The sequence below is a fragment of the Paenibacillus sp. NRS-1782 genome (assembly GCF_050467685.1).
Taxonomy (GTDB): Bacteria; Bacillota; Bacilli; order Paenibacillales; family Paenibacillaceae; genus Paenibacillus; species Paenibacillus terrae_A.
Genome location: NZ_JBITPH010000060.1, coordinates 36,249 through 59,880, shown reverse-complemented (window position 1 = coordinate 59,880; position 23,632 = coordinate 36,249). Strand labels below are relative to the sequence as shown.

Annotated in this window: 25 protein-coding genes and 1 riboswitch; of the genes, 18 read left to right on the top strand and 7 right to left on the bottom strand. The window is 48.1% G+C overall.

Going from position 1 to position 23,632, the window contains the following annotated elements; translation table 11 throughout:
• Positions 1-10 precede the first annotated feature (10 nt).
• Entirely contained in the window at positions 11-490 is a 480-nt protein-coding gene (locus ACIFQM_RS22245) for a DUF456 domain-containing protein (RefSeq protein ID WP_430038128.1), read from the top strand.
• Positions 491-621: 131 nt separating this feature from the next.
• On the top strand, positions 622-2,247 hold the full coding sequence (locus ACIFQM_RS22240) for a putative polysaccharide biosynthesis protein (RefSeq protein WP_430038130.1): 1,626 nt from the start codon (positions 622-624) through the stop codon (positions 2,245-2,247).
• 28 nt (positions 2,248-2,275) lie between these two features.
• Here the strand turns inward: ACIFQM_RS22240 and ACIFQM_RS22235 are convergent, their stop codons facing one another.
• Entirely contained in the window at positions 2,276-3,565 is a 1,290-nt protein-coding gene (locus ACIFQM_RS22235; protein ID WP_430066138.1) for a DUF2515 family protein, read from the bottom strand.
• 219 nt (positions 3,566-3,784) lie between these two features.
• Between ACIFQM_RS22235 and ACIFQM_RS22230 the strand changes: the two genes are divergently transcribed.
• The 8 genes from ACIFQM_RS22230 to ACIFQM_RS22195 all read left to right on the top strand — a co-directional run bounded on the left by ACIFQM_RS22230 (position 3,785) and on the right by ACIFQM_RS22195 (position 11,886).
• The gene (locus ACIFQM_RS22230; RefSeq protein WP_430038134.1) at positions 3,785-4,129 is read left to right on the top strand and encodes a thioredoxin family protein; all 345 of its coding nucleotides are present in this window, start codon (positions 3,785-3,787) and stop codon (positions 4,127-4,129) included.
• A gap of 218 nt (positions 4,130-4,347) precedes the next feature.
• Positions 4,348-5,280 (top strand): COX15/CtaA family protein, encoded by a 933-nt coding sequence (locus tag ACIFQM_RS22225; RefSeq protein ID WP_430038245.1) that lies wholly within the window; start codon positions 4,348-4,350, stop codon positions 5,278-5,280.
• A 169-nt stretch (positions 5,281-5,449) separates the two neighbouring features.
• Positions 5,450-7,216, top strand: coding sequence for a UbiD family decarboxylase (locus ACIFQM_RS22220; protein WP_430038137.1), 1,767 nt, complete (start codon positions 5,450-5,452; stop codon positions 7,214-7,216).
• 55 nt (positions 7,217-7,271) lie between these two features.
• On the top strand, positions 7,272-7,991 hold the full coding sequence (locus tag ACIFQM_RS22215) for a Cthe_2314 family HEPN domain-containing protein (RefSeq protein ID WP_430038139.1): 720 nt from the start codon (positions 7,272-7,274) through the stop codon (positions 7,989-7,991).
• A gap of 130 nt (positions 7,992-8,121) precedes the next feature.
• A riboswitch (SAM riboswitch) is annotated at positions 8,122-8,261 on the top strand.
• 112 nt (positions 8,262-8,373) lie between these two features.
• Entirely contained in the window at positions 8,374-9,396 is a 1,023-nt protein-coding gene (locus ACIFQM_RS22210) for a methionine ABC transporter ATP-binding protein (RefSeq protein WP_430045644.1), read from the top strand.
• Entirely contained in the window at positions 9,393-10,061 is a 669-nt protein-coding gene (locus tag ACIFQM_RS22205; RefSeq protein ID WP_430038146.1) for a methionine ABC transporter permease, read from the top strand. The genes ACIFQM_RS22210 and ACIFQM_RS22205 overlap by 4 nt, the downstream gene beginning before the upstream one ends.
• A 73-nt stretch (positions 10,062-10,134) precedes the next feature.
• Positions 10,135-10,977, top strand: coding sequence for a MetQ/NlpA family ABC transporter substrate-binding protein (locus ACIFQM_RS22200; protein ID WP_430038149.1), 843 nt, complete (start codon positions 10,135-10,137; stop codon positions 10,975-10,977).
• 144 nt (positions 10,978-11,121) lie between these two features.
• Positions 11,122-11,886, top strand: coding sequence for an SDR family oxidoreductase (locus ACIFQM_RS22195; RefSeq protein WP_430038152.1), 765 nt, complete (start codon positions 11,122-11,124; stop codon positions 11,884-11,886).
• 94 nt (positions 11,887-11,980) lie between these two features.
• On the opposite strand, the gene ACIFQM_RS22190 is transcribed toward ACIFQM_RS22195, so the two are convergent.
• Positions 11,981-12,226, bottom strand: coding sequence for a NifU family protein (locus ACIFQM_RS22190; RefSeq protein ID WP_025684715.1), 246 nt, complete (start codon positions 12,224-12,226; stop codon positions 11,981-11,983).
• Between the two features lie 87 nt (positions 12,227-12,313).
• Between ACIFQM_RS22190 and ACIFQM_RS22185 the strand changes: the two genes are divergently transcribed.
• Positions 12,314-12,571 carry a YuzB family protein gene (locus ACIFQM_RS22185; RefSeq protein WP_044645448.1) on the top strand — a complete coding sequence of 86 codons (258 nt, stop codon included), beginning with the start codon at positions 12,314-12,316 and terminating at the stop codon, positions 12,569-12,571.
• Positions 12,572-12,703: 132 nt separating this feature from the next.
• Here ACIFQM_RS22185 and ACIFQM_RS22180 read toward each other — a convergent pair whose 3' ends face one another.
• Together ACIFQM_RS22180 and mqnE are read right to left on the bottom strand one after the other, a co-directional pair.
• Positions 12,704-13,771 (bottom strand): NAD(P)/FAD-dependent oxidoreductase, encoded by a 1,068-nt coding sequence (locus ACIFQM_RS22180; RefSeq protein ID WP_430038155.1) that lies wholly within the window; start codon positions 13,769-13,771, stop codon positions 12,704-12,706.
• Between the two features lie 265 nt (positions 13,772-14,036).
• Entirely contained in the window at positions 14,037-15,143 is a 1,107-nt protein-coding gene (mqnE, locus tag ACIFQM_RS22175) for an aminofutalosine synthase MqnE (protein WP_430038158.1), read from the bottom strand.
• A gap of 381 nt (positions 15,144-15,524) precedes the next feature.
• Between mqnE and ACIFQM_RS22170 the strand changes: the two genes are divergently transcribed.
• Positions 15,525-15,884, top strand: coding sequence for a HesB/IscA family protein (locus ACIFQM_RS22170; protein WP_430038161.1), 360 nt, complete (start codon positions 15,525-15,527; stop codon positions 15,882-15,884).
• Between the two features lie 221 nt (positions 15,885-16,105).
• Positions 16,106-16,879, top strand: coding sequence for an S-layer homology domain-containing protein (locus ACIFQM_RS22165; RefSeq protein ID WP_430038164.1), 774 nt, complete (start codon positions 16,106-16,108; stop codon positions 16,877-16,879).
• Between the two features lie 350 nt (positions 16,880-17,229).
• On the opposite strand, the gene ACIFQM_RS22160 is transcribed toward ACIFQM_RS22165, so the two are convergent.
• Entirely contained in the window at positions 17,230-17,457 is a 228-nt protein-coding gene (locus tag ACIFQM_RS22160) for a helix-turn-helix domain-containing protein (protein ID WP_283653184.1), read from the bottom strand.
• A gap of 351 nt (positions 17,458-17,808) precedes the next feature.
• On the opposite strand from ACIFQM_RS22160, the gene ACIFQM_RS22155 reads away from it, so the two are divergent.
• The 3 genes from ACIFQM_RS22155 (at position 17,809) to ACIFQM_RS22145 (ending at position 20,389) form a co-directional block, all read left to right on the top strand.
• Positions 17,809-18,174 (top strand): hypothetical protein, encoded by a 366-nt coding sequence (locus ACIFQM_RS22155; protein WP_283653183.1) that lies wholly within the window; start codon positions 17,809-17,811, stop codon positions 18,172-18,174.
• 185 nt (positions 18,175-18,359) lie between these two features.
• Positions 18,360-19,562: an RNA polymerase sigma factor gene (locus ACIFQM_RS22150; protein WP_430066136.1), complete on the top strand. Its 1,203-nt coding sequence runs from the start codon at positions 18,360-18,362 to the stop codon at positions 19,560-19,562.
• 383 nt (positions 19,563-19,945) lie between these two features.
• Positions 19,946-20,389: a ferritin-like domain-containing protein gene (locus tag ACIFQM_RS22145; RefSeq protein WP_430066142.1), complete on the top strand. Its 444-nt coding sequence runs from the start codon at positions 19,946-19,948 to the stop codon at positions 20,387-20,389.
• Between the two features lie 20 nt (positions 20,390-20,409).
• Here the strand turns inward: ACIFQM_RS22145 and ACIFQM_RS22140 are convergent, their stop codons facing one another.
• Both ACIFQM_RS22140 and ACIFQM_RS22135 read right to left on the bottom strand, forming a co-directional pair.
• A complete protein-coding gene (locus ACIFQM_RS22140) occupies positions 20,410-21,117 on the bottom strand; it encodes a DUF421 domain-containing protein (RefSeq protein WP_430066134.1) in 708 nt (235 codons plus the stop codon).
• A 423-nt stretch (positions 21,118-21,540) separates the two neighbouring features.
• Positions 21,541-21,765: a nuclear transport factor 2 family protein gene (locus ACIFQM_RS22135; RefSeq protein WP_430066132.1), complete on the bottom strand. Its 225-nt coding sequence runs from the start codon at positions 21,763-21,765 to the stop codon at positions 21,541-21,543.
• 130 nt (positions 21,766-21,895) lie between these two features.
• On the opposite strand from ACIFQM_RS22135, the gene ACIFQM_RS22130 reads away from it, so the two are divergent.
• Both ACIFQM_RS22130 and map read left to right on the top strand, forming a co-directional pair.
• Positions 21,896-22,648, top strand: a complete 753-nt coding sequence (locus ACIFQM_RS22130) for a TetR/AcrR family transcriptional regulator (RefSeq protein WP_430038171.1) — start codon at positions 21,896-21,898, stop codon at positions 22,646-22,648.
• 26 nt (positions 22,649-22,674) lie between these two features.
• On the top strand, positions 22,675-23,421 hold the full coding sequence (map, locus tag ACIFQM_RS22125; RefSeq protein WP_430066130.1) for a type I methionyl aminopeptidase: 747 nt from the start codon (positions 22,675-22,677) through the stop codon (positions 23,419-23,421).
• Positions 23,422-23,632: the final 211 nt, after the last annotated feature.

The following is a 23,632-nucleotide window of genomic DNA, read 5'->3' as shown; positions in this document are numbered from 1 at the left end:
GAGGGAGCCAATGGACATTGTAGGCTGGATTATTATCGTTGCGCTGTTCATTGTTGGCATGGCCGGGGCGGTATACCCCGTATTGCCAGGGGCGCTCGCCATCTATTTTGCATTTTTTGTGTACGGCTGGTTTTTCTCGTTTGCTCCATATAATGTATGGTTTTGGATCATACAGACACTAATAGTAGTTGCACTATTTGTTGCAGATTATGCCGTCACTGCGTGGGGGGTCAAACGATTTGGCGGCTCGCGTCTGTCCACGATCCTTAGTACCATCGGCATTATTATCGGCCCTTTTGTGATTCCGGCATTTGGTCTGATTTTAGGGCCGTTTATTGGCGCTGTGCTGGGTGAACTAATGAGCAAGGCCCCGCTGGATCGAGCGATTAAAGTGGGCTTTGGTTCTGTATTAGGGCTGTTTACCAGCACCGTGATGAAAGTAATTTTACAGCTTGTCATGATTCTTGTATTCTTGATTTGGGTGTTCTAGCTTAACATCCTATGTTTGTGATTTGCAGAGACAGAATCGACATGCGGCTCCGCACCGGTGATGGCTCAGGCCATGACTGCTTTGCGGAGCTTTTGCATGCGTGTCAACAGCAAGAAAGAAGGGAACGCATTTTGTCCAATAAAGAAACATTTCTAAGAGGCACGCTTATTTTGGCCGCTGCTGCGCTGGTGGCGAGAGTGCTGGGTCTGGTGCAACGTGTTCCGTTAGAGCATCTGCTCGGTTCTGTGGGGAACGCCTCGTTTACGATTGCGAACAATGCTTATTTGATGTTGCTCACGGTGGCTACAGCAGGTATTCCAAGCACGTTGAGCAAAATGGTCTCAGAACGCTACGCGCTGAATCGGCCTTCGGAAGCACGACGTGTGTACCATGCGGCGTTGCTGTTTGCCGCGGCGGCGGGCATTATCATTACGGTGGTGCTATATTTTGGTGCGCCTTATTTTGCCGAGAAAGTGGCAGGGGTTCCGCAGTCGGCTTTGGCTATTCAGGCATTGGCACCAGCCTTGCTGCTGTTTCCTGCCATTGCCATGATGCGTGGGTACTTCCAAGGGCGCGGTAACATGACCGCGGGCGGTATTTCACAAATTGTGGAGCAAGTCGCACGGGTGGCTACTGCAATTTTACTCGCTTTTATTATTTTGAAGCTCGGTTATGGAGATCGCGAGGTTGCGGCCGGGGCATCCTTCGGGGGGGTCATGGGAAGCTTTGGCGCACTGGCAGTCATGCTGTATTACACGGTGAAAATGCGTCGCCAGGATCGACAAGAGCAATTCCAGGAGGAAAGCTCCGCACTGCCGATGATGCGCATTTACAAAGACATTTTTACGCTGTCTATTCCAATTGTATTGTCTTCTTTGACGGTTCCGGCCGTTAACTTTATTGATACGTCGATTGTGGTTAGACTGCTGTCCGTCCAAATCGGCTTGGAACAGGCGACCACCCAGTTGGGTTATTTGGGAGCACGTGCTCAGAGTGTGGCGGGGATTCCGCCGATTTTGGCTATCGCGCTCAGTCAATCGCTCATTCCGATCATTTCGGCGGCCTTTGCCCGCAAGGATGAACAGCATTTGCAAAATCAGATGACGCTGGCCTTGCGGATCTCTATTTTGACCGGAATGCCGATTGTGCTGGCCTTGTGTGTAACCGCCTATTCCATCAATGGTTTACTGTTTAGCTCGCTTGGAGGCAGCGGGATTATCGCTGTTCTGACACTTGGAACGATATTCCAGATCACGATGATGACCTCCAACTCCATATTGATCGGTATGGGCAAACCACGTATTTCAATGGTTAATGTTATAGTCGGTATCGTGGTTAAGCTTGTGGCGAGCTGGCTGTTGGCTGGCTGGCTTGGAATTTACGGCATCATTGCCGCAACCGGATTATGTTTCCTCGTGATTACGCTACTGAATTTGCGTGTGCTTAAAGGCATCGTATCCTTCTCCATCATGGGCCGTCGCTGGGCAGGCTTTCTGACCGCAGTCGTGCTCTCGGGAGTCATTGGATATGGTGTGAATGAGGCTTGTATTCTGCTGGTTCATATCATGCCTGCACGTGTGGCCTTCTTCATCGCATGTTGTATTGCCGGGGCGGCTGTACTGGTATGCTATCTGGTGCTGTTGGTCCTACTACGCGTACTGCGTCGGGACGAGTTGGGTAACTACCCGCGTGTGCTGCAAAAGGTACTGCGTCCACTGATGCGTCTCCAGCGTGAGTCTACAGGGCAACGAGGCTAAAAGAAGTATAGGCAGCCCTCCAGCTTTTTTAGTGAAAAGGCCGCAGGCTGGCATGAACGTCATGGGCCATCGCTGTTTTTTGGATGCCATGGCGGTGCTCATGCCGCATGGCAAATAACAGCGGTCGCTTGGGTTCGCTGAGATGCCCAAGCGTGGATCCGCCCTGAAACCAGTCGTAACGGGGGATCGGATCATAAGCGGTATCCGACCAGACGGCGTTCAGCTCGGGGCTGTACAGGCGTTGTCCTTGTGGCAGCCATTCATGCGCCAGGAGCGCTGCACTCTCTTCAGGGGAGCGCAGCGCTTTTTGTTTGTCCAGAGTGAACAGTCCCGGCCAATAGTCTCTGCGTGAGCCAGTGTGGGGCACGCTGGTAGCGAATGCTGTTACTTGGTCCAGTACCTGCTGGTGTCCGAACAGCGTGGCATACAGGCTTTTACCAAAGCCAATCCGTTCATCCAGATGGCCAAAGCGCTCCATTACAAGTCCGGCGAGCCCCCCGTTTAGTCCGAGTGGAAATATGATCTGATTCAACTGGAGCCAATCGTGCAAATAAAAGCCCCGCTTGTGCGTCACAAATTTTTGGAAATACGGATCTTTCACCACCCGGCCTTCAATATAGTTTTGTTCATTGATGATCAGGGCTACGCTTAAGAGAGAGCTGTCCCGCCAAGCCCAGAAACGTTCCCAGAAGGGTCTCATGAATGGTGATACATGGAAATGGGGCAGCAAATGGAAGCAGCTTCGGCCCAGATGACGGCTGTGCATGTATAGTTGCAGCTGCGGGTAGGCGTCCTGAAAAATAAGGGCATTGCAGCGCTCCAGCAGCCGATATAACCATTCCTTTTCCTGTTCGCCGAACAGACTGTCGATCAGCCCCCCCTTCAAATCGGTCATGTTATAGCCACCATTGCGAGAAACCAGGTGAGCCAGCAGCGCCCAATGTAACTCGGGATAGCCATGATAGCACTCCAGGTAAGCGGCTGTACGGGTGATGTTGCTACGATTTTCCTGTGCCGTATCGTTCTTGATCCGCTCGACCAGCTCGCAGTCCGTTTCACATAAGGGCATATTCAGAGAAGAGGGACGGGATGCAGGTCCATTCACCAGCATCAGCGCCTCGGCTTCATCCATGGCGGCCTGTGCAGTATGGTAATCCCACGGTAGCTCACGTAGCGGATAGCGCAGCTTGCGGGACTCGGTCCAGGCCGCCCGCGTGCCTTCCCATGCTTCCTCCGCAGCACGTGGTACGGAACCGAGCAGCTTTAGCCCACCATGAAGCTGACGTGATGCCACATGGAACCATTCGGTGAGAGACATACTTGATAACCTCCTTTCAATGATGAGAACACTCCGTACCCGTTAAGTATACGGGGATGCTCTAAGTGTGTTCTTAAGTTATATGATTAGTATGTCTCGATGGCAGGGCTTCCAATCGGTGATACGGGAATAATAGGGGAGTGTGCAAAAGCGCCGCTTGGCGTTACAATAGGGAGCACAAACTCTTGTATACAAACAGAATTCAAGGAGGAATTATCCATGCAAAAGATCGTCTCTCATGAAGACTTTAATAAGGCAATATCCGCTTCTGGCGTAACGGTGGCTGTGTTTAAGGCGGACTGGTGTGGGGATTGTCATTTCATTGATCCGTTCATGCCTGATGTGGAACAGGAATATGCAGACAAGCTTACATTCATTGAGATTGATGTAGAGCAGGCGGAGAGCGTTAGCCAGGAGCAAAATGTACTGGGTATTCCCAGCTTTATCGCTTACAGTGAAGGCCGCGAGCTGGTGCGTCTGGTGAACAGATTGCGTAAATCCCGTGAGGAAATTGAGCAGTTTTTGGACCGGGCTGTGGAAGTACACGCCAGCTTGGCTAAATAATTGATGTTCTGCATGGCATAAGGGTTTCGAGGGGAATTGTATTCATAAGGGCATTTCAGAGAGCCGCTTCCTTCCAAAGGGGGCGGCTCTCTAACGGGACACGTTCACATTTTGTCAACAAAGCGCGTATGTCAAGGAACGATATATCAGTTATAATTATTTTAAGTGATCATTTCACAACATATAACGATAATAAATATTTTATCTGGAAGGATATGGTGAGCTCGTTGAACAACAAAATTAGAATATTAAAGTGGCTTGCACTCGTAACATGTATTGTCATGTTTTTGGCTACCTTTGGCGGAGGTGTCGTGACGCGGACCGATTCGGGACTGGGTTGCGGTCGGGAGTTCCCGCTTTGTAATGGTAAGCTGGTTCCGGCACATACGGTCGCATCCATTATTGAGTTTACTCACCGCTCCGTCAGCACGATGGCCGGGCTGCTTTCTATCGCCTCTTTTGTTGGCTTTCTGCTGTATATGAAGCATCGGAAGGATTTGCAGCTGTTCTCGTTGTTGACGCTACTATTTGTCATTATACAAGGAGCGATGGGGGCTTTAGCTGTGGTCTTTTCCCAATCCGCTCCGGTCATGGCGCTGCATTTTGGCTTTGCCCTGATCGCCTTTGCCAGCGCGACTATGATGACATTGGGAGCCTGGAAGGAGCATGCGGATTCGCGCTTCAACCCGCGTTTGCCCACCGTGCCTGTCAACCGGGGCTATCGTAATTTTATATGGTTGTCGACGATCTATACGTATATTGCGGTATACTCGGGCGCACTGCTCAGTCACTCGGTCATTCAAAAAGTTGTAAATCTCGGCGGTATCATATCTCCGTTGTTGCTTCACCAGCTTACATCTGGATTGCTGTTTGTGGTCATTTTGGCCGTGGGGCACTATTCTTATCGCTATCACCCTAATCATCGGGATATTCGTGTACTGGGTGTCGTTGCGGTGGCATTGATTATGCTTCAGGTCGTTATTGGCATTAGCCTGTTGTACGTCACCAGACCGGAAATTTACATGTTTGTGGTACTGGCACACATGCTGGCCATTGCAACGCTGTTCTCCATCTTGTGCTACATGAGCTACCGTGTGTGGCAATTGTCACCGGACCGCAACATCGTTCGGACACACACACAGCGTACCTAAGCAATTCGTTTGTGATGAACGAAGCTGTGATGAATGCAACGGATATTTTGCCCAAGAGGCGCTTAAGCACGTATAATAGCATATAAGGATTTTGCAAAATCCGGTATAAGAAACAAACCTGGCCCGCGAGTTACTCGAGGGCTTGATTTGCTTAGGAGGAATCGTCCAGTTGATCTACCAGAATTTGCGTCAATTTATTGAAGCGCTGCGTAAAGAAAATAATCTTCAAATTATAGAAGCACCCGTCGATCCTTATTTGGAGCTGGCCGAGATTCATCGGAGAGTTATTGAGGAAGAGGGACCGGCATTGCTGTTCACCAATGTAAAAGGTACCCCGTTCCCTGTAGCCAGCAATCTGTTTGGCACAAACCGTCGTGTGGACATGGCCTTTGGCCCTCGCCCGGAGCAATTGATGGATGCGATTGTAGGGGCGACCAAAACTTTGCTTCCACCCACACCCAAGGCTTTGTGGAATGAACGTGGGCTGATTAAGGACATGCTAAAAGTAGGGCTGAAAACGGTATCTCATAGCGAGGCTCCTATATTGGGAGTTCGCCGTACGGATGCTCCGCTGGCTCCACTCCCAAGAGTGACGAGCTGGCAGGACGACGGGGGGCCGTTTATCACGCTTCCGCTCGTATATACCGAGAAGCCGGGTCAGTCCAAGGATCATAATTTGGGCATGTATCGTATCCAGATTTATGATGATCAGACGACCGGGATTCACTGGCAAATTCATAAGGGCGGCGGCTTTCATTATCATGAAGCTGAGCTGCGTAATGAGCCGTTGCCGACAACCGTTATTATCGGCGGGCCACCAGCCCTGATTGCGTCCGCGATTGCTCCGGCACCGGAAAATCTGCCTGAGCTGCTGCTTGCCTCGCTCATTATGGGCGGCAAGCTGCCGATGACGGAGGACCCGCTCGGCGGTCACCGGATTCCGGCAGAGGCCGAATTTGCGATCAGTGGCTATGTGCCACCTCACGAACGTCGCCCGGAAGGGCCGTTTGGCGATCATTTTGGCTACTACTCCTTGCAGCATGATTTCCCTGTATTTCATGTCAAGCATATGCACCACCGCAAGGATGCCATTTATCCAGCGACCATTGTAGGTAAACCACGGCAGGAGGATTACTATCTCGGAGAATTTTTACAACGTCTGCTGTCACCTGCCTATCCGCTTGTGATGCCTTCCGTCAAGTCGCTGTGGGCATACGCAGAAACGGGCGTACATGCATTGGCAGCGGCAGTTGTGCGTGAAAGCTATTCCCGTGAAGCGCTGGTCTCAGGCTTTACCATTTTGGGACAGGGCCAATTGTCGTTAACCAAATTTCTGATGCTCACGGATCGGGTGATTGATTTATCCGACTTTAACCTGCTGCTGGAAACCATTCTGGAGAGATTTAATCCAGCGACAGATTTGTTTATTTTCAATCATACGTCTCACGATACACTTGATTACACGGGCCGTAAGCTGAATCATGGCAGTAAAGCGATCCTGATGGGTGTAGGTGAGCCTATACGTGAGCTGCCCCGCGCCTATGAAGGAGGCGACCTGCCGAGTATTCGCGAGATTGAGCCGTATTGCGGAGGCTGTCTCGTCGTATCCGGTGCGTCCTTTGAGCAGGAGCCTGAGCTGGCTGCGCGGGTGCTGGAGCGTTTGGCTGCGGGTGAGCAGGAATGGCCGCTTGTCTTTATTGTAGATGATGCCAAGGAAGTCGTTCGCTCACAAGCATCATTCCTGTGGACGGTGTTTACGCGATTTAACCCGGCTACGGATATGTATGCAGACAGCGAGGTGCGTTTGCATCATCTGAACTACAAGCTGCCGATTGTGGTGGATGCACGCATGAAGCCGGGCTACCCGGATGAAGTGCTGCCGCGCGAGGATATTGTTAAGCTTGTAGACCAACGGTGGACGAGTTATTTCGCTTGACGCCCTCTAACCAACCCAACAACCGGATTTTACATTCATAAAAGGAGGCGTGAGCATGATACGCAAGCTGCTAGGCGAGCCGCCGCGTGTGGATAAGGGCATCCTGCTGGATGCAATGAACAGCATGTCAGACATGCTAAAAGTGCTGGAGCGGCATATTCAGGCCAGCGGAGATCCGACTCATGATTTTCGCAAGGCGGATATTTTGACACGCGGCCTGATGTCATCTTTGGATGAGCTGGAGCAGAGCCATCATGCTGCCGCCTTTTTCCGAACGAAAGTGAAGGCCGGATATGCCGAGGATATGAGCGTTGATGAAAAATCGGATTACGCGCTGTACGTATTCTTTTATAAGGATGGGTTTGTGAGGGTATTTTCCATTTTGGATAAGCTCGGGAATTGGCTTAATGATCTGTATGATCTGAAAACAGGCGAGTATAAGCCGCATTATTCTTATTTTACCGTGCTGCGGCAATTCAGGTATTTGAAAATGCATCCTATAATGACCGACAATCTGAATGATATTAAGGATTCATATACCAGTGCCATTAATCGGCTGCGCAAGCGGCGTAACACGGAAATACACTATATGAATACGGAAATGCAGGATGATCTCTGGCAACGGCATCGTGCTTTGTATGGCAAGATACAACTGGAGGATTTGGATCATCATCTGGAGGATTTAAAGCAAGGTCTGGAGATGGTGATCCGTTCCTTGGCAACTGCCTTTCGTTATACGGTGAAACAATGGGAGAACCGGGAAGCTCGCCCATAATTATGTGAGAAAATATCCTTTGACAAAGCTATGTAAACTATCTATACTGAAATCTAGTTTCAGAAAACGCTTGAATTATGATTTTAAATATAAACTTAACGGACAGCTAAAGCTGGAGTTTAACATATTTTTCTTATCCAGAGAGGTGGAGGGACTGGCCCGATGAAGCCCGGCAACCCGTTCTTTCCCGGTGTAACGCACCGGGAGGGGACATGATGGTGCTAATTCCTACAAAACCGCTAGAGTTATAGCGATTTTGGCAGATGAGAAAAGGTTCGCATAGCGGGGCCCTTTTCATTCTGTGAAAGGGGCTCTTTTTGTACCATCATAGAGATGAACGTCGCTTAAAAGGGTAAGGAAGATTGAAGGGGGTCGCAGCACGTTGATAGAGCTTAAGCAATTAACCAAGCATTATGGCAAAGGCAGCCGACGCGTCAGTGCGCTATCCGGTTTGAATCTTTCCATAGAGCGTGGTGAAATATTTGGAGTCATCGGTCATTCCGGAGCGGGCAAAAGTACGCTGATCCGCTGTATTAATGTATTGGAACGTCCGACCTCGGGCGAGGTATGGGTAGATGGTGTGAATCTCGCCATGGTAAGCCAATCCCAATTACAGAAACAGCGTCGTAAAATCGGAATGATCTTTCAGCATTTTAATTTATTATCCTCAGCGACGGTATATGACAATATTGCCTTTCCGTTGCGTCTGGTGAACACGCCCAAGCAGAAGCTGGACCACAAGGTTCGTGAGTTGCTGGAGTTGGTCGGTCTGGAAGAACACAGCGCTAAATATCCGTCACAGCTTTCGGGTGGGCAGAAGCAGCGGGTTGGTATTGCACGGGCGCTTGCCAGTGATCCTCATGTACTGCTGTGCGACGAGGCGACCTCGGCACTTGATCCGCAGACGACAGGGTCCATCCTGAAATTGCTGTTAGACATTAACCAGCGTTTTAATTTGACCATCGTACTGATTACGCATGAAATGCATGTCATTCAAAGCATCTGTGATCGTGTCGGCGTCATTCATCAGGGGGACATCGTGGAGCAAGGTCCGGTGGCAGAAATATTCCTCAAGCCACAGCATCAAGTAACCAAGGACTTTATCCAGCGGGAGTCTGAGCATCCCGAGGAGCTGCAAGCAGCCATAGCAGCAGCAGGAGGCGGCGAATCGGCGCATGTTGTACGGATTTCATTTTTGGGCAGCAAGACATATGATGCGATTTTGTCACGTACAGTCCGTAGCACTGGGGTTGATTTTGCGATCTTGCAGGGAACCATCTCCACGATTAAAAACGTACCCTATGGACAGCTTATCGTCCGTTTTGAAGGGAATCAGGAGGCTATTGAGCACACGCTGCGCGAAGTGTCCGGTCAGGGACTTGATGTGGAGGTGATCGGACGATGAGTGAACTTGATTTTTCGCAAGTGAGTTGGGAAGAACTGGGTAACTCTACATTAGAGACACTCCAGATGCTTGGTGCATCTGCGTTGTTCACCCTTATTATTGGTTTACCGCTCGGGATTTTATTATTTCTGGCAAGCCGCTCTTCATGGAGTCTGATGAAGGTGATATACGTTGTACTTTCCTTTATCGTAAACATTTTGCGGTCCGTACCGTTTATTATTTTGATTGTTGCACTCATTCCTTTTACGCGGTCGTTGGTTGGCACCTCTACCGGGGTGCTGGGTACGATTCCACCGCTGGTCATTGGCGCTGCGCCATTCTTTGCCCGTCTCGTAGAGACGTCATTGCGCGAAGTGGACAAGGGTGTCATCGAGGCTGCACAAGCCATGGGCGCCTCTACAGGTCAGATTATTAGGCGGGTGCTGTTGCGTGAGGCCCTGCCGGGTCTGCTCGCCGCATTAACGATTACCGTCGTTACGCTCGTATCCTATACAGCAATGTCCGGTATGATCGGGGGCGGTGGTTTGGGTACATTAGCTATCAACTACGGATACTACCGTTATGAAACGGCTGTCATGATCGTTGCGGTCATACTGATGATCGTACTGGTGCAATTGCTGCAAATGGCGGGAGACCGTCTGGTGCGGCATTATACTCGAAAATAGGGAAACCATATAAAATCCTTATTGATCAGGGTGTCTAAATCCTGAACATCACAATTCATTGGAGGGTAATCACATGAAAAAATGGATATTGGCCGTATTAAGCTTGACATTAATTGCGGTATTGGCTGCTTGCGGCACGAAAAGCACGACATCTGATACAAACAATGCGACCCAAAATACGGGTGGGTCACCACGTGAAGTCGAACTGAAAGTTGGCGCTTCTCCTGTGCCGCATGCAGAAATTTTGGAAGCGATCAAGCCACAGTTGGAAAAAGAGGGCATTCGTCTTCAAGTCGTTCAGTTTAACGACTACGTACAACCGAACGTACAATTGTTCGACAAGCAACTGGATGCTAACTTCTATCAACATGTACCATACCTGGATGTTATGAACAAAGAGCGCAAAATGGACCTGGTATCTGTAGGCGCGGTTCATCTGGAGCCATTCGGTATCTACTCGCAAAAATATAAAAAGCTTGATGAAATTCCGGATGGTGCAACAGTTGCCATTCCTAACGATGCAACCAATGGAGGACGTGCATTGCTGTTGCTGGAGAAACAAGGTCTGATCAAGCTGAAAGATGCAAGCAACATTGAAGCTACAGTAAAAGATATTACAGAAAACCCAAAAAACCTGAAATTCAAGGAGCTGGAAGCGGCTATGCTGCCACGTCAGTTGCCTGAAGTGGACATTGCTCTGATCAACACGAACTATGCTCTGGAAGCGAAGCTAAACCCGACGAAGGATGCACTGGCATTGGAAGATAAAGATTCTCCATATGCTAACGTTCTGGTAGCACGTCCTGATAATAAAGATTCCGAAGCGATTCAAAAGCTGATCAAAGCGCTGCAATCCCCGGAAACTAAAAAATTCATCGAAGACAAATACCAAGGCGCGATTATCCCGGCATTTTAAGCTGGAACCAAAAACGCTTAGAGCCCCAACCCCGAATTCTCTTGGACAAGAGGATTTGGGGTTTCTTTTGGCTTGGAGTTGTAGGCGAAGCCTAAATATTTTATACTTGGGGGTGACCGTTCTCTGTGAAGAGGAGGAAAACTGTTGAGACACAAAGTCGCGCTTATAACGGGCAGTGCCAAAGGATTAGGTAAAATGACCGCTCTGCGTCTGGCTGATGAAGGCTGTGACATTGTACTAAACTATGTGCATAGCCAAACGGAAGCCGAAGAGCTTAGACAGGTGATTGAAGCCAAGGGAGTACGCTGTCTGTCTTTGCAAGGAGATATTTCGGTTCAGGAAGATATTACAAGGCTGATCGGCGAAGTACAGGATCGGCTGGGCGGCGTAGATATTATGGTGAATAACGCCGGACCATTCATCCGGGAACGTCGCTTGTTTGCGGATTACAGTGTAGCTGAGATCCATGCCATGATTCAGGGGAATCTGGTGGGTACGATGCTGCTGGATCATCTGGTATTACCTCATATGCGGAACCGGCAATGGGGACGTATTATTCATTTTGGCTTCGGTCATGCTGGAGAAGCACGGGCTTGGCCACATCGTGCTGTGTACGCAGCCGCCAAGGTGGGGCTGGTGTCCTTTACGAAGTCACTGGCTGTGGAGGAAGCTCCTTATGGTATCACGGTCAATATGATTTGTCCCGGGGATATTCGGGGTGCGAACAAGGAAAAGTCAATTGCCGACGTCATCGGCTTGCAGGATAAAGAGACACCGCGCGGACGTCCGGGGAGTGGAGAGGATATCGCCCGTGTGATTGCTTATTTATGTGATGAGGATTCGGATTTTATCACAGGCAACATTATGGATGTGTCAGGAGGGCTGGACCCGATTCGGCCAATCATATAAGGGATAAAGATCCAGTATAGTCCCTGTCACACAAAAAAGAGTCTTGAGCTTCGGTATCGAAGTCAAGACTCTCATGATCATTATGCATCAAGCATTAGAATACTTGTACCACTTCTTGGACGCCGTCGACTTCTTCGAGAAGAGCGCGTTCAATCCCTGCTTTCAGCGTGATTGTGGAACTTGGGCAACTGCCGCAAGCGCCTACCAGCTTCAGCTTAACGATGCCGTCTTCTACATCAACCAACTCAACGTCGCCACCATCGCGTTGCAGGAACGGACGAAGCTTATCCAATACTTCGGATACTTCATCATACATTGGAATGCTTTGTGTTTCGCTCATTAGAATTCAACTCCTTTCCTATACCTTATTTATTATATTACAAAGCGGGCCAAATTAAAATGCCCGTCGACCAAAGCAGGTGAAAAAATGTTAAGACCCATCATTGAATTTTGCACTAGCAATATGCATTTTGGCACCGATGAGTTGATGTCCAGACTGGAGCAAAATCCAGATTACGACGTCATTGAATATGGCTGTCTCAGCAATTGTGGTCAGTGTAACGCAGAACCGTATGCGATGGTCAACGGTGAGATTGTATCTGCCGATTCAGCAGAGCTGCTGTACGAAGTGATTATGAACAAAATCAAAGAAGCCGAGGCGTGGGATAACCTTGATCTCGACTGAGGTATGACTGAGGTATAATCATTCGTCAGCCAGCTTCTTTCTGTATTGGATATACGCACGGTGAATACAATACTCAAAACAAAGAAGACCCGCTTCCCAGAGCAGGTCTTCTTTGTGTGTTGTACCGACAGATTATCCAAAATGGCGTTTGGATTTCCAGAGCACGCCGCTTTTGAGCAGGCGGGGTACACGACCACGCAGCGAGGTGCTGCCCATGAAGCCATAGCCGAATCCTGCCTTCTTGCCAAGGGCACCCAATGTGCCACGCAGCTTCAAAGGATGCGGGTGAGGCGTGTGACCTTTCCACAGGTCGTGTACAATGTGTGCAATCTGCTCACCTTGCACCTCCGCTGCCTGAGCACTTGGGGAGTAGGGGAGGCTGGCACAGTCTCCAACTACATATACCTCGGTATGATCTGGAATTTGGTAATATTCATTTAGCACAATGCGGCCCTGAGGGTCTTTGGGCACAGCTAAATCCTGCACGATTTTCACAGGCTGAATCCCGGCAGTCCATACAACCGCATCCGTCACAATTTCTTCATCATGATTGTAAATAGCGCCCGGCTCAATGCGGGAAACCCCAACATGATTCAATGCATCGACTTGATGCTCCTTAAACCAGGCATGTACATAGGCAGACAAACGCTGCGGGAATGCCGACAGCACCCGCTCACCCCGGTCCATAATGGTAATATTCAAATCTGTGCGGCTTTCGCGTAATTCCGCCGCAATCTCCACACCGCTCAGACCGCCACCTACAATATGCACATGTCCGTAAGGCTTGATTTCATTCAAGCGCAGATACGTTTGACGTGTATTGTTAAAGGACTGGATGGTACAGCTATGCTCTTCAGCTCCCGGTGTATTATGAAAACGGTCGGTACAGCCCAGTGCAATCACAAGCTGTTCATACGGCAAAGGCTCGTCGTCCTGAAAATGTACGATTTTATTTTCCAAATCCATCGAGGTGACTTCTCCGTATTTGCGAATGAGTCGTTGTTCATCGGGAAAATGCACACGTAAATCAAAATCAGATACCGTACCCGCTGCGAGGGCGTAGTATTCTGTTTTCAATCCCTGAAAGGGCATTCGATCCACTAAAATGACTTGAATATTGTCGGGAATATGTTTATTCAGTAATTCCTTGGCAATGGTAAGGCCACCGTAGCCGCCTCCCAGAATAACGAAATTTTTCATCAAAACCCGCCGTCCTTTCGCTGCCGTGTCCCCGGCAAATGGTCTGGTGCCTCATCAGGAAACCTTGTTCGCCTTCAAATTATGTCTTATCCCGGCGACATGCAAATTCAATGTTTCCGATCAGACACAAGTTTTTTGTTGTTATAAAACCCGGGTTCCCGGCCCGCCAACAGGCAGACCAGAGAATTCCGAGGCAGCTTGATGCTGCATGATGTGAGGTATGGGGATGAAATGCACGCGGGAAAATACGAATCCGATATGGCTTTTATTCGAAAACTTCGATTTCGTTATAGAAGGTGTCCCGTTCAACCGGGATGCGTCCGGCACCTTTGACCAGCCAGATCAGCTCTTTACGGGTCAATCCGGCCGGGGTCAGTGCACCTGCGGCATGGCTAATTTGCTCGCGCACAATCGTGCCATGGACGTCCGATGCGCCAAAGGTCAGAGCAACCTGCGTCAATTGCGGGCCAATATTAATGAAGTAAGCTTTGACATGGTCGATATTGTCCAGCATCAGGCGGCTGATCGCAATGGTTTTGAGATCCTCGTAAGCAGAGTTGCGGCGCATGATGTTGGCATTTTTGCTTTTCGGCTGCATGGACAGTGGAATAAATACCATAAATCCGTTCGTTTCGTCCTGCAATGCACGGATTTGCAGCATATGTTCAATACGATCCTCGTAGGATTCAACCGAACCGTACAGCATTGTCGTATGGGTTCTCATGCCGAGATTGTGAGCCGTGCGATGAACCTCAAGATAGCGATCTACATTCGCTTTGGTGACACGCATTTTTTGGCGATACTCATCTGATAAAATCTCTGCGCCACCGCCGGTCAAGGTTTGAAGCCCTGCCTTTTGCAGCTCCTGAAGCACTTCTTTGATACTCAAGCCACTAATACGTGTGAAAAAGTCAATTTCCGCCGCAGTATAAGCTTTAAGTGTAACGTTGGGGTACTTTTCATTTAACGCCTTCAATGAGTCTACATAGTATTGGAAAGGTACATGATTATTATGACCGCCGACGATATGGAATTCTCTGACCCCCGGATGGATATGCTGCTCAACATAATCAATCATTTCCTGCCCGGACAACGTATAAGAGCCGTCTTCCCCCTGATCCTTGCGGAAATTACAGAACGCGCAGCGAGCTTCGCATACATTGGTGAAGTACAGGCTCATATTTTCAATAAAATATACCTTTTTTCCGTTCTTGCGTAAATTCGCTTCGTTAGCTAACTGACCCAGTGTGAGAATATCCTCAGTTTCGTACAAATATATACCATCTTCAAGGTTCAAACGAATGCCGTTCTGTACCTTTTCTACAATCTCTGCCATTCTGCGGTCTGTAAAGGGTGTAACTAATGTGGACATGCCTATATTCCTCCTTCAAGTTGCTCTGTGCGAGGCTGTCCGCCCTATAAGCGGCACAAGCGCTTGATGCACACAGGATGTCCCGTTCCGTCGGTACGAATCCGGCAGCGCGGATATATAATATATGATATGTGAAAAATGTTACAATACCAAGCTACAATGATGAATGTCTCAGATCATTGCCTATGAAATGACAAATTTCCGACAGTTTCTTTTACTCACTCTTCACCTATTATAAACCTCACCTCACAGGTGTTCAATACAAACGAACAGAAAAACAGGTCTTTTAGCCCGTAAGGGAAGGACATTCCATGACTTGAGCACCTGCAAATAGTGGAGTATACTGAAGGAGAACATGAAGTAAAAGAGGAGGATGGAGCCATGATTAACATCACCGATTCCGCTGCCGAGCGATTGAAAGATATGCTGGAGCAGCAGGAAACGCCGAATATGTTTTTGCGTCTGGGTGTTACGCCGGGCGGTTGCACCGGATTCTCGTATGCCATGGGCTTTGACGACAACGAGACGGATCAGGATATATATATGAACGTACACGATATGAAGATTGTAGTGGAAAAGGAAAGCATCCGCTACCTGGACGGTCTGGAAATCGACTTTGAAGAGTCGGGTATGTCAGGCGGTTTTACGATTCATAATCCGAATGCAATCGCTACCTGTGGTTGCGGTTCAAGCTTCCGTACAGCTACGGATGCAGGGAAGCCGAACGAGGAGCCATGTTAATTAGTGTTTTTCGAGTGGTGGTCTGAATTATAGAAGCCTAAATATCAGGTTTGTTAGGGAATGCGGATAACGGCCTTTGTGACGGGAATTACTCGTTGCGAGGTCGTTTTTGTGTTGTTTTTTCTGATTATTATCATCATTTGCTTTTGAAATGCCGATATAACATGGAGTTTCGGAGAACTAGTTTCTACATAAATTTTACTTTAAGGAAGTGGAAAGAGATGTTGAAAAAGAAATGGCTTATCACTCCGCTGGTTGTGGTGGCACTGTTTTTTAGTCAATCCGCATTCGCGGCAAATACGTTTACTGATGTGAACGGGACAAAATATGAGTGGGCTGCTGAATCTATTCGTTCGATGGTCGACAAAGGCGTTGTCAAGGGCTATGCGGATGGGACCTTCAAGCCAGGAAAAACCATAACGAAAGCGGAATTTGTAAATATGTTTCACAAGCTTTTTCCAGAGATCAATCATTCGTCCGGAAAAGCTTCAGAATTTGTTGATGCGCGTAAGCACTGGGCGAATAAAGATTTTGCAGCATTATTCAATGGGGATTATGTTTGGGGCTTCACTGAAAGAGTAGGGGGCAAATATCCAAACTATCAATTCTATATCAATCCCGACAAACCGCTGACCCGCTGGGATGTTATGATGATTGCTTCCGTTCGGACGGATTATACGAATCAGACTCTTCATCCTGAGATCAAGGAAGTAATCTCTGCAGCTGCGCAGTATAAGGATATAAAAATTCGTCAGGCGAATTACAATGACAATTTCATGATCAACTATCCAGTAATATACATCGACACGACTCAAGAGGAGCCCTATTATGATGGAGATTCCCAAGATCAAAAAGGAGAAGCATTTTACACCCTGACTAATATGGGCGTCCTTACCGCCAATGATGGATACCTTCACCCCAAAGCGCTAGTCACACGGGCTGAAGCGGTTACCATTTTACAGCGTTTGTACGAAGCCACAAAGCAATCGAAGTGATTTTTAAATAGGATCAGACGAAAGCAAAGAAATGATCTAACTATAAATGAAGGCCTCTATAGCGGTATAGTCGTATAATACTATATTGCTATGGAGGCCTTTTTGAATGTGTTAAATGATCATAATCACTACACTATATAAAGTGATTACCTTGACATGACTTATAAAGCCGTGGAGGAACTGATCAAAAGATCGAATATATAAATGGAACTGCCACTTCGCAGACGGATGGTGCTTCCGAAGCGACCGCTTGGCTTGTACAGCACCAATCCGTCTTCTCCGTTTTTCTTGTACATTATTTAAGTTTAGCCAGTGCAGACGAAAAGTACTTAACGAAAATAGGACCGTTTTTATAGGCGATCCTTTTCAGAATTTTCAATTGCTATGAGTTCAGATATATCATCAATTTCAAGTGCATCCGCGATTTTGATAAGTGTTTTTAGATTTATTTGTTCACGAATGTTCCGTGACATTTCTGATATAGCCGCCTGACGAACACCAGATAGTTCAGAAAGTTGAGTTTGCGTAAGTCCCCGTTGTGTCATAACCTCGTTCAATTTAAGCCGAATCGTTCTCATATGTACACCATCCTCTAGCCCATTATATCCAATATACGAATATCCGTAAAATTGATGTTGACTCTATACTAAAAGTCGTATATATTATACTAATAAACGAATATACGAATATGAGTATTAAATTTATTTTCTCTCAACATTGTTAATTTGATCACTTGGTACTTGGTTCTAAAGTAGAACGGTACTGGATACTGAATTTAAGTATTGATAAAAAATTTCTTATAACAATGATTTAGGGAGTGAAGGGGCGTGTCGTTTATGTTTTCCAGATCATTCATACAGTAACCATGCTTATGCTGGATATCAATACATAAATAAATCAGTAATATTATAAGGTAGGGGGAATTATTTATGAGCGAATCTGTTGAATTGAAAAGAGTTGCCATGGTATATGGACTTGATGATGATCCTCATATGTATGAATTATTTGAGGGAGTCCTGTATGATCGTAGCTATTTTTTTTATCTTGAACATGGAATATTGTGTCTGCGATATGTACGAAAGGTAGAACAACCGGATCATCCGTATCTTTATGTGGACGGGGAAAGCGGGGGGCTGCAACTAGCGGAGAATGTGCAACGTGAGATTATGGAGGTCGTCACAGAACTGATCGAGCGTTTGCGCAGTAAGGATGGATTAGCATTTTTACTGGATGAACTGCTATGGCTACATGGTAGAAGTCACATTGAACTTAACCTCGTGAAAAATAAAGGGTGATTTATTTCGGTTGGAAACCTGTAACTACAGTATGCTTCTATGAGAAAGAATCTGTTCATATTGTTGCAGTGTTCGGTGACGCTATGTATCAATCATTTCATTTTTCCATCAATATAATTTGTAACCTTCCCCCATTGAGTTGGCACTTAAGATTAAGAACACGAAAGAAACGAGGCTAGGGACGTATGAGGGAGTGGGTTGAAAAGGCGCGGCTAGGGGATGCGGAAGCGTTTGGGCAGCTGATGCTGCATTTTCGTGGGATGGCCTTTGCGGTGTCCTATGACATGCTGAAGGATGTCCATCTCGCGGAAGATGCCGTGCAGGATGCGTTCATAGAGGCTTATCAGAATCTGGAGAAGCTACAGAACCCGGCCGCTTTTCCCGGCTGGTTCAAGACCATTGTCGTAAGACAGTCCCAGCGGACGCTGCGGCGCAAGCATCATTCTGTGCTTCCTTTGGATGAAGCGGTGCAGGTATCGGGAGAAGTACCGGATTTGGCAGAAATTTCGGAGCGTAGGGAGGAGAGTCAAGTTTTGCAGCAATCGGTGAAGGCACTGTCTGCCAAGCTGCGCGTGCCTCTGCGGCTATTTTATTTTTACGGCTACTCTCTTCAGGAAATTTCCGATTATCTGGGCACTCCGGTCCCGACGCTTAAGAAGCGGCTGCACGATGCCCGCCGAAAGTTGAAAGGTACGCTCCCGGTGGCCGATCTCGTCTCCGTGTTCCATCATTTGTATGAGGGAGGGCAAAACATGCTACATATTGTTAACGGTGATGTTGTAGGTGAGATGTTGAAGCAGGGCGTTGTACAGGGTGATGTGCTTGTATGGAGAGAGGTTTATCCATCAGGGCCGATATTTGCAAATCCAGCAGGGGCTGAAGAACGGTCACTGCGGGCCCGGGTTCTGGAAGACAAGAAGGCAACATTGGCAGCATCCGGTCTGCCTTTTGCCTATGAGGCCTTCACAGCGCATCTCAAACGGTTGCCCTCGGAACGGAATGGTCTTGGTATTGTGGAACAGACCACGCTTCAGGCCGTTCGCAACGGAGTGGATACGCCTTTGGAAATGTTCCGTCAGGTAACTGACGTCCTGCATGTGCTCGGCATGGGCGATCTCGAATATTGGAAAGTTATTCGTTCTTTGGTGGAAGGTGAGCATCCTTTACTGATTATGGACGGGGCTGAGGACGGCTTGGATTTCAGGCAAATCCCGGAGTTTCTGAACCGCCCGGTAATTCTGACTGAGTTGGGTAATGAGGTACTACATGGATCAGCGGATCGTATTGCAGTTCAAGGGATCGACGAGTGGTTTGGGGGGCTGCATCTTCACGGACATGAGGTTTCCTGGCGCTGGGATGATTTGGCTGGAGGTTTGGTCCGTCATTGAATAAGCTATAGCAGTAAATAGCTTAACGTGCGAAGGAGTTTTCCGTTTATGGAAAGCTCCTTTTATTTTTTAAGCATCATAATTAAGACAAGAAAACCAGCTAATGTTTGTCAACGAGTCCCTCGTTTATTACTCAGTAGCTTATAGTGAGTTCTTCCCCGGTGTTAGCTATCATCAATATAATCAACCCAGTATGTTGGTAAGTCAAATAGCCGTCAGCATTACTTCACAAGAGAAGGGCGACTGGGAGCGTGCGGAACGGCATTCATTTTTCCTAATGTTGGGAACCGACATGGGCAGATGCGCATATACTTTCTATATACTAATGTCGGGAGGAGACAAACTTGTATCAAGTACCTTCTTACTGGGGAAATTCATACTATATGCGGGTTGATTTTGTACCCATCTGGAGCACAGGATTTCCGAAAGCAGTACAAATGATAAAGGAAGCGGTACAAGGGGAGCGTAACGATGAGCTGTTCTACGATGAATTGATCAATTTGGCTCCCTCACAAGAGCAGGTAGCTATTGTTGAAAGCATCCGTAACGATGAACGTGGCCACAATAAAATGTTCAGAGAGATGTATCGGACTTTTACAGGACAGGAAATCGCAAGCATCAGTAGTGAACAATATGATAGGGTGCAATCCTATACAGAAGGTCTACAGCGCGCCTTGATGGGAGAGTTGGGTGCGGTGGAACGATACCGCAACATCTGGTTTGGTTTGCCTGCTGGCATTTATAAGGACACAGTGTACGGTATCATATTGGATGAGCTTAAGCATGCTGCCAAATACAATTATCTGATTACGTTGAATCTCAGGTAACTATTGACCGAAAGTCAATACTACTCCACATCAATTGGATGCTGGATTTTATCCTTATACTCATCAACATAGAGTTGGCCGTTGCTGCCTTTAACGGCATAGAATATGTCCTCTAACTTTTTGTCGCGTGCCTTCAGTTGGGACAGCAGCCATGATTCGGGAATATGGTTGGAGTTTAAATTACCATGCAAAAGCTGTCCGTCGATTACAAGCTCAATTGGGAACTGAATGGCATTACCTGTATTCAAATGCAGGTCTTTTAATGTCACGGCTTGCAGTTCCTTCTTCTTTTGAACAGATAGTTTTCCGTTAATCTCAAGGAGGGCGTACTCCACTTCTTCTATATTAAAAATTTCTTTCTGGCGAAGCTGTTGGTTTAAAGAATCCAATGTCATATTATTTTTTTTTAAGTTATCTTCGAGAATGAACCCTCCTTCTATGAGAACGGAGGGTGCTCCCTCTGTCCACATCTTAAAGTTTCTGAATTTCAAAAAAAGCTTGGATAAAACATAAGAAGTAATTGTAAAAACGGACAGGGCTATTAAAAGGTGGACAACTTCTATTTTTTCGTTAAATGCAAAGTTGGCTGCTATAGCTGCTAATATGACTGCCGTCACGAATTCGTGAAAGTTCATATTGGAAAGGGTTTGCTTCCCCAATATTCTCCCAATTATCATGAGGATAAAGAATGCAGAAAAACTCCTGATCAAAATAACGAGATGGTCCAAGCAAAAACCTCCTTGTTTAAAAATTGTAGATATTTAGTATATAGGTTACCCCGCTGCACTAGAATAATATACCAGTGGAATTAATGCATAAATGCTTTGGAACTGCTAACTGCTAATCCTATCAAACTGAAAAGCAAGTCATAAGGTGATCATTCCTTCTAAAACGGTATGTTGAGAGATGCTTCGGCTTACTTGGCTTTTTGCTTCAGCGCTATGTCTCAACTCCACACTATCGTTAATCCACTTTCTAGTCGAGTGAGATAGCCGAGTATTTAGCTTTGCCTGCACATATAATGATGTTATAAATTCATGCTGTCTGGTCACATTATGAAGCTCCGTGTGGGCTTCATCCCATGCACGGTGCGGCTTTAAATCACCGCGGTATAACATTCAGCCAAGTGCCAAGCGACTTCTACATCTGTTTTAACCTTCCAGTAGAATCACCCTTTGATCCAGAACTTGAATATCCGTAAAATGTAAAACACCTGAACGATGCGCCTCCAGATCCGCTTCTTTGTTCAGCATCTGTCCAAAGTGATTTACAAATATAAGATCATCATGAATCAGTTCATCGAGGACCTTTATATCACTGGACAGCATAGCTTTACGAAGCTTCTCTTCATGTTCAATTATTTGATTTTCCTGCATCTGAATAGACACCCCTTATATAACGATTTCAATAAGCCGTAAATTCTCCAGCTTATTCCTTGTTATTCGCAAGCCGATGTTTTATATTGACATAAGAGTAGGTCGAAAATAAAAGAGGTGAACGGACGAGATGTCTCCACGCACGAAGGAACAAAACGAAGAGATCCGGCTGCGGCGTTTGGCGCAAATCCGGAAAGCCGCTGCCGATGTGTTTTTGAATAAAGGGCCTTTACTGGAAATGCGCGATGTGGCCGCGCAGGCGGGACTCGGCTATGGCACGGTATACCATTATTACAGCAATAAGGGCGATTTGCTCCACGATCTGCTATGGGACGCGTTGGAGCGGGCCGGGGGATGGCAGAAGGACACGCTAGAGGCCCCGCTGGAGGTCCCGTGCGCTTCGGCTTCGGCTTCGGGGGAGGCGCCGGAGGGCGGACATTTCGGCTTGGCTGCTGCGGCGGACACCGGGAACGCGGCTGCCGCGGATTCCCGAAGCGGAAGTCGCGAAACGGCCGCTGCCGCAGAGCTTGGCCCCGTCGCCGCCGCTGGGGTCCGACTGTTACAGCTTTGGGCGGAGGACCACGCTCTGTACCTGCTGCATAAGCTGGCCGGTGAGGGCTTTGCCTCGCTGCCTGAAGCACGGTCGGCTCCGCTCTCGGCCGCCTTTCGCCGGGAGGTGCTCGCGCCGCTTGCCGCGCTGCTGGAAACTGGGCGTGCGGCGGACGGGGCTGCCGCTTCCGGCAGAAACGCAGCGGAGCCGCCGGATCGGCTACAGCGCGCGGAAATGCTGCTGGCCGCCTTGGTCGGCTGCGCCTCACTATCGCTTCGCCGCGGAAAGCTGCACGAGGAGGCCAGGGATATCGCCGGGCTTTTAAAATTATAGAATGGATAAGGAGCGAATAAACAAAGATGATCATTTTAAAATCACCTAGGGAAATCGAAGAGATGAAGCCGGCGAGCCAAATCGTTGCGGATTGCTACCGTAAGGTGGCCAAACTGATCGAGCCTGGGATTACCACCCAGGAAATCAATGACTTTGTTGCCAGACACATCACCAAGCTGGGCGGCAAGCAGTTTACGAAAGGATACAATGGTTTCCCCGCCGAAACCTGTATTTCGATCAACGATGTCGTGGCTCACGGCATTCCTTCCAATCGGGTGCTTATGGACGGGGACTTGTTGAAGCTCGACATCGTCGCGGAATACGGCGGATGGTTCGGCGATTCGTGCATGAGCTATGCGGTGGGCAATATCCGACCTGAGGCGCAACAATTAATGAAGGTGACGAAGGAATGTCTGGATCTGGGGATCGCCCGAGCGCTCCCCAGGGGCCGGCTTGGTGACATCACGTCAGCAATTCAACAGCATGCGGAGGCGAATGGGTATTCCGTCGTACGCGATCTGCTGGCGCACGGGATTGGGCGGAGCCTGCACGAAGAGCCGAGCTACGAGCATATCGGCACAGCCGGCAAAGGCATTCGGTTAAAGGAAGGCATGGTATTTACGATTGAACCCATGATCAACGAAGGTACGTTCCGTATCATGATCGACGACGATCAGTGGACGGCGAGAACGGCCGACGGCAAGTTGTCGGCGCAATATGAGCATACGATCGCAGTCACGCCGGACGGACCACTGATTTTAACGGCCCAGTAACAAGAGAGGCGAACGGACGGGAATGCGTCATTTTAGGAAATAAGTCGCCAACCCGGCCTGCTCGGCCTGACGAAAGTTCGTAATCCGAAACGACTAAAAAGCGCTGGGCCGAGTTTGGGAGCAGGGAAGCTTTTTTTACATGGTTTGTAGCTTTACCGATTTACGAAAAACTGCTCCCCGGGAAAACGAGGCAACCGAAGCTCAAGGGCCA

What these genes read in the sequence shown, in the direction of transcription:
- ACIFQM_RS22245 (WP_430038128.1), top strand. Translation starts at nt 11, where the DNA reads ATGGACATTGTAGGCTGGATTATTATCGTTGCGCTGTTCATTGTTGGC.
- ACIFQM_RS22185 (WP_044645448.1), top strand. Translation starts at nt 12,314, where the DNA reads ATGTTAAGACCCATCATTGAATTTTGCACTAGCAATATGCATTTTGGC.
- mqnE (WP_430038158.1), bottom strand. Translation starts at nt 15,143, where the DNA reads ATGTCCACATTAGTTACACCCTTTACAGACCGCAGAATGGCAGAGATT.
- ACIFQM_RS22165 (WP_430038164.1), top strand. Translation starts at nt 16,106, where the DNA reads ATGTTGAAAAAGAAATGGCTTATCACTCCGCTGGTTGTGGTGGCACTG.
- ACIFQM_RS22200 (WP_430038149.1), top strand. Translation starts at nt 10,135, where the DNA reads ATGAAAAAATGGATATTGGCCGTATTAAGCTTGACATTAATTGCGGTA.
- ACIFQM_RS22150 (WP_430066136.1), top strand. Translation starts at nt 18,360, where the DNA reads ATGAGGGAGTGGGTTGAAAAGGCGCGGCTAGGGGATGCGGAAGCGTTT.
- ACIFQM_RS22230 (WP_430038134.1), top strand. Translation starts at nt 3,785, where the DNA reads ATGCAAAAGATCGTCTCTCATGAAGACTTTAATAAGGCAATATCCGCT.
- ACIFQM_RS22145 (WP_430066142.1), top strand. Translation starts at nt 19,946, where the DNA reads ATGCGGGTTGATTTTGTACCCATCTGGAGCACAGGATTTCCGAAAGCA.
- ACIFQM_RS22205 (WP_430038146.1), top strand. Translation starts at nt 9,393, where the DNA reads ATGAGTGAACTTGATTTTTCGCAAGTGAGTTGGGAAGAACTGGGTAAC.
- ACIFQM_RS22135 (WP_430066132.1), bottom strand. Translation starts at nt 21,765, where the DNA reads ATGCAGGAAAATCAAATAATTGAACATGAAGAGAAGCTTCGTAAAGCT.
- map (WP_430066130.1), top strand. Translation starts at nt 22,675, where the DNA reads ATGATCATTTTAAAATCACCTAGGGAAATCGAAGAGATGAAGCCGGCG.
- ACIFQM_RS22160 (WP_283653184.1), bottom strand. Translation starts at nt 17,457, where the DNA reads ATGAGAACGATTCGGCTTAAATTGAACGAGGTTATGACACAACGGGGA.
- ACIFQM_RS22235 (WP_430066138.1), bottom strand. Translation starts at nt 3,565, where the DNA reads ATGTCTCTCACCGAATGGTTCCATGTGGCATCACGTCAGCTTCATGGT.
- ACIFQM_RS22170 (WP_430038161.1), top strand. Translation starts at nt 15,525, where the DNA reads ATGATTAACATCACCGATTCCGCTGCCGAGCGATTGAAAGATATGCTG.
- ACIFQM_RS22155 (WP_283653183.1), top strand. Translation starts at nt 17,809, where the DNA reads ATGAGCGAATCTGTTGAATTGAAAAGAGTTGCCATGGTATATGGACTT.
- ACIFQM_RS22130 (WP_430038171.1), top strand. Translation starts at nt 21,896, where the DNA reads ATGTCTCCACGCACGAAGGAACAAAACGAAGAGATCCGGCTGCGGCGT.
- ACIFQM_RS22190 (WP_025684715.1), bottom strand. Translation starts at nt 12,226, where the DNA reads ATGAGCGAAACACAAAGCATTCCAATGTATGATGAAGTATCCGAAGTA.
- ACIFQM_RS22180 (WP_430038155.1), bottom strand. Translation starts at nt 13,771, where the DNA reads ATGAAAAATTTCGTTATTCTGGGAGGCGGCTACGGTGGCCTTACCATT.
- ACIFQM_RS22215 (WP_430038139.1), top strand. Translation starts at nt 7,272, where the DNA reads ATGATACGCAAGCTGCTAGGCGAGCCGCCGCGTGTGGATAAGGGCATC.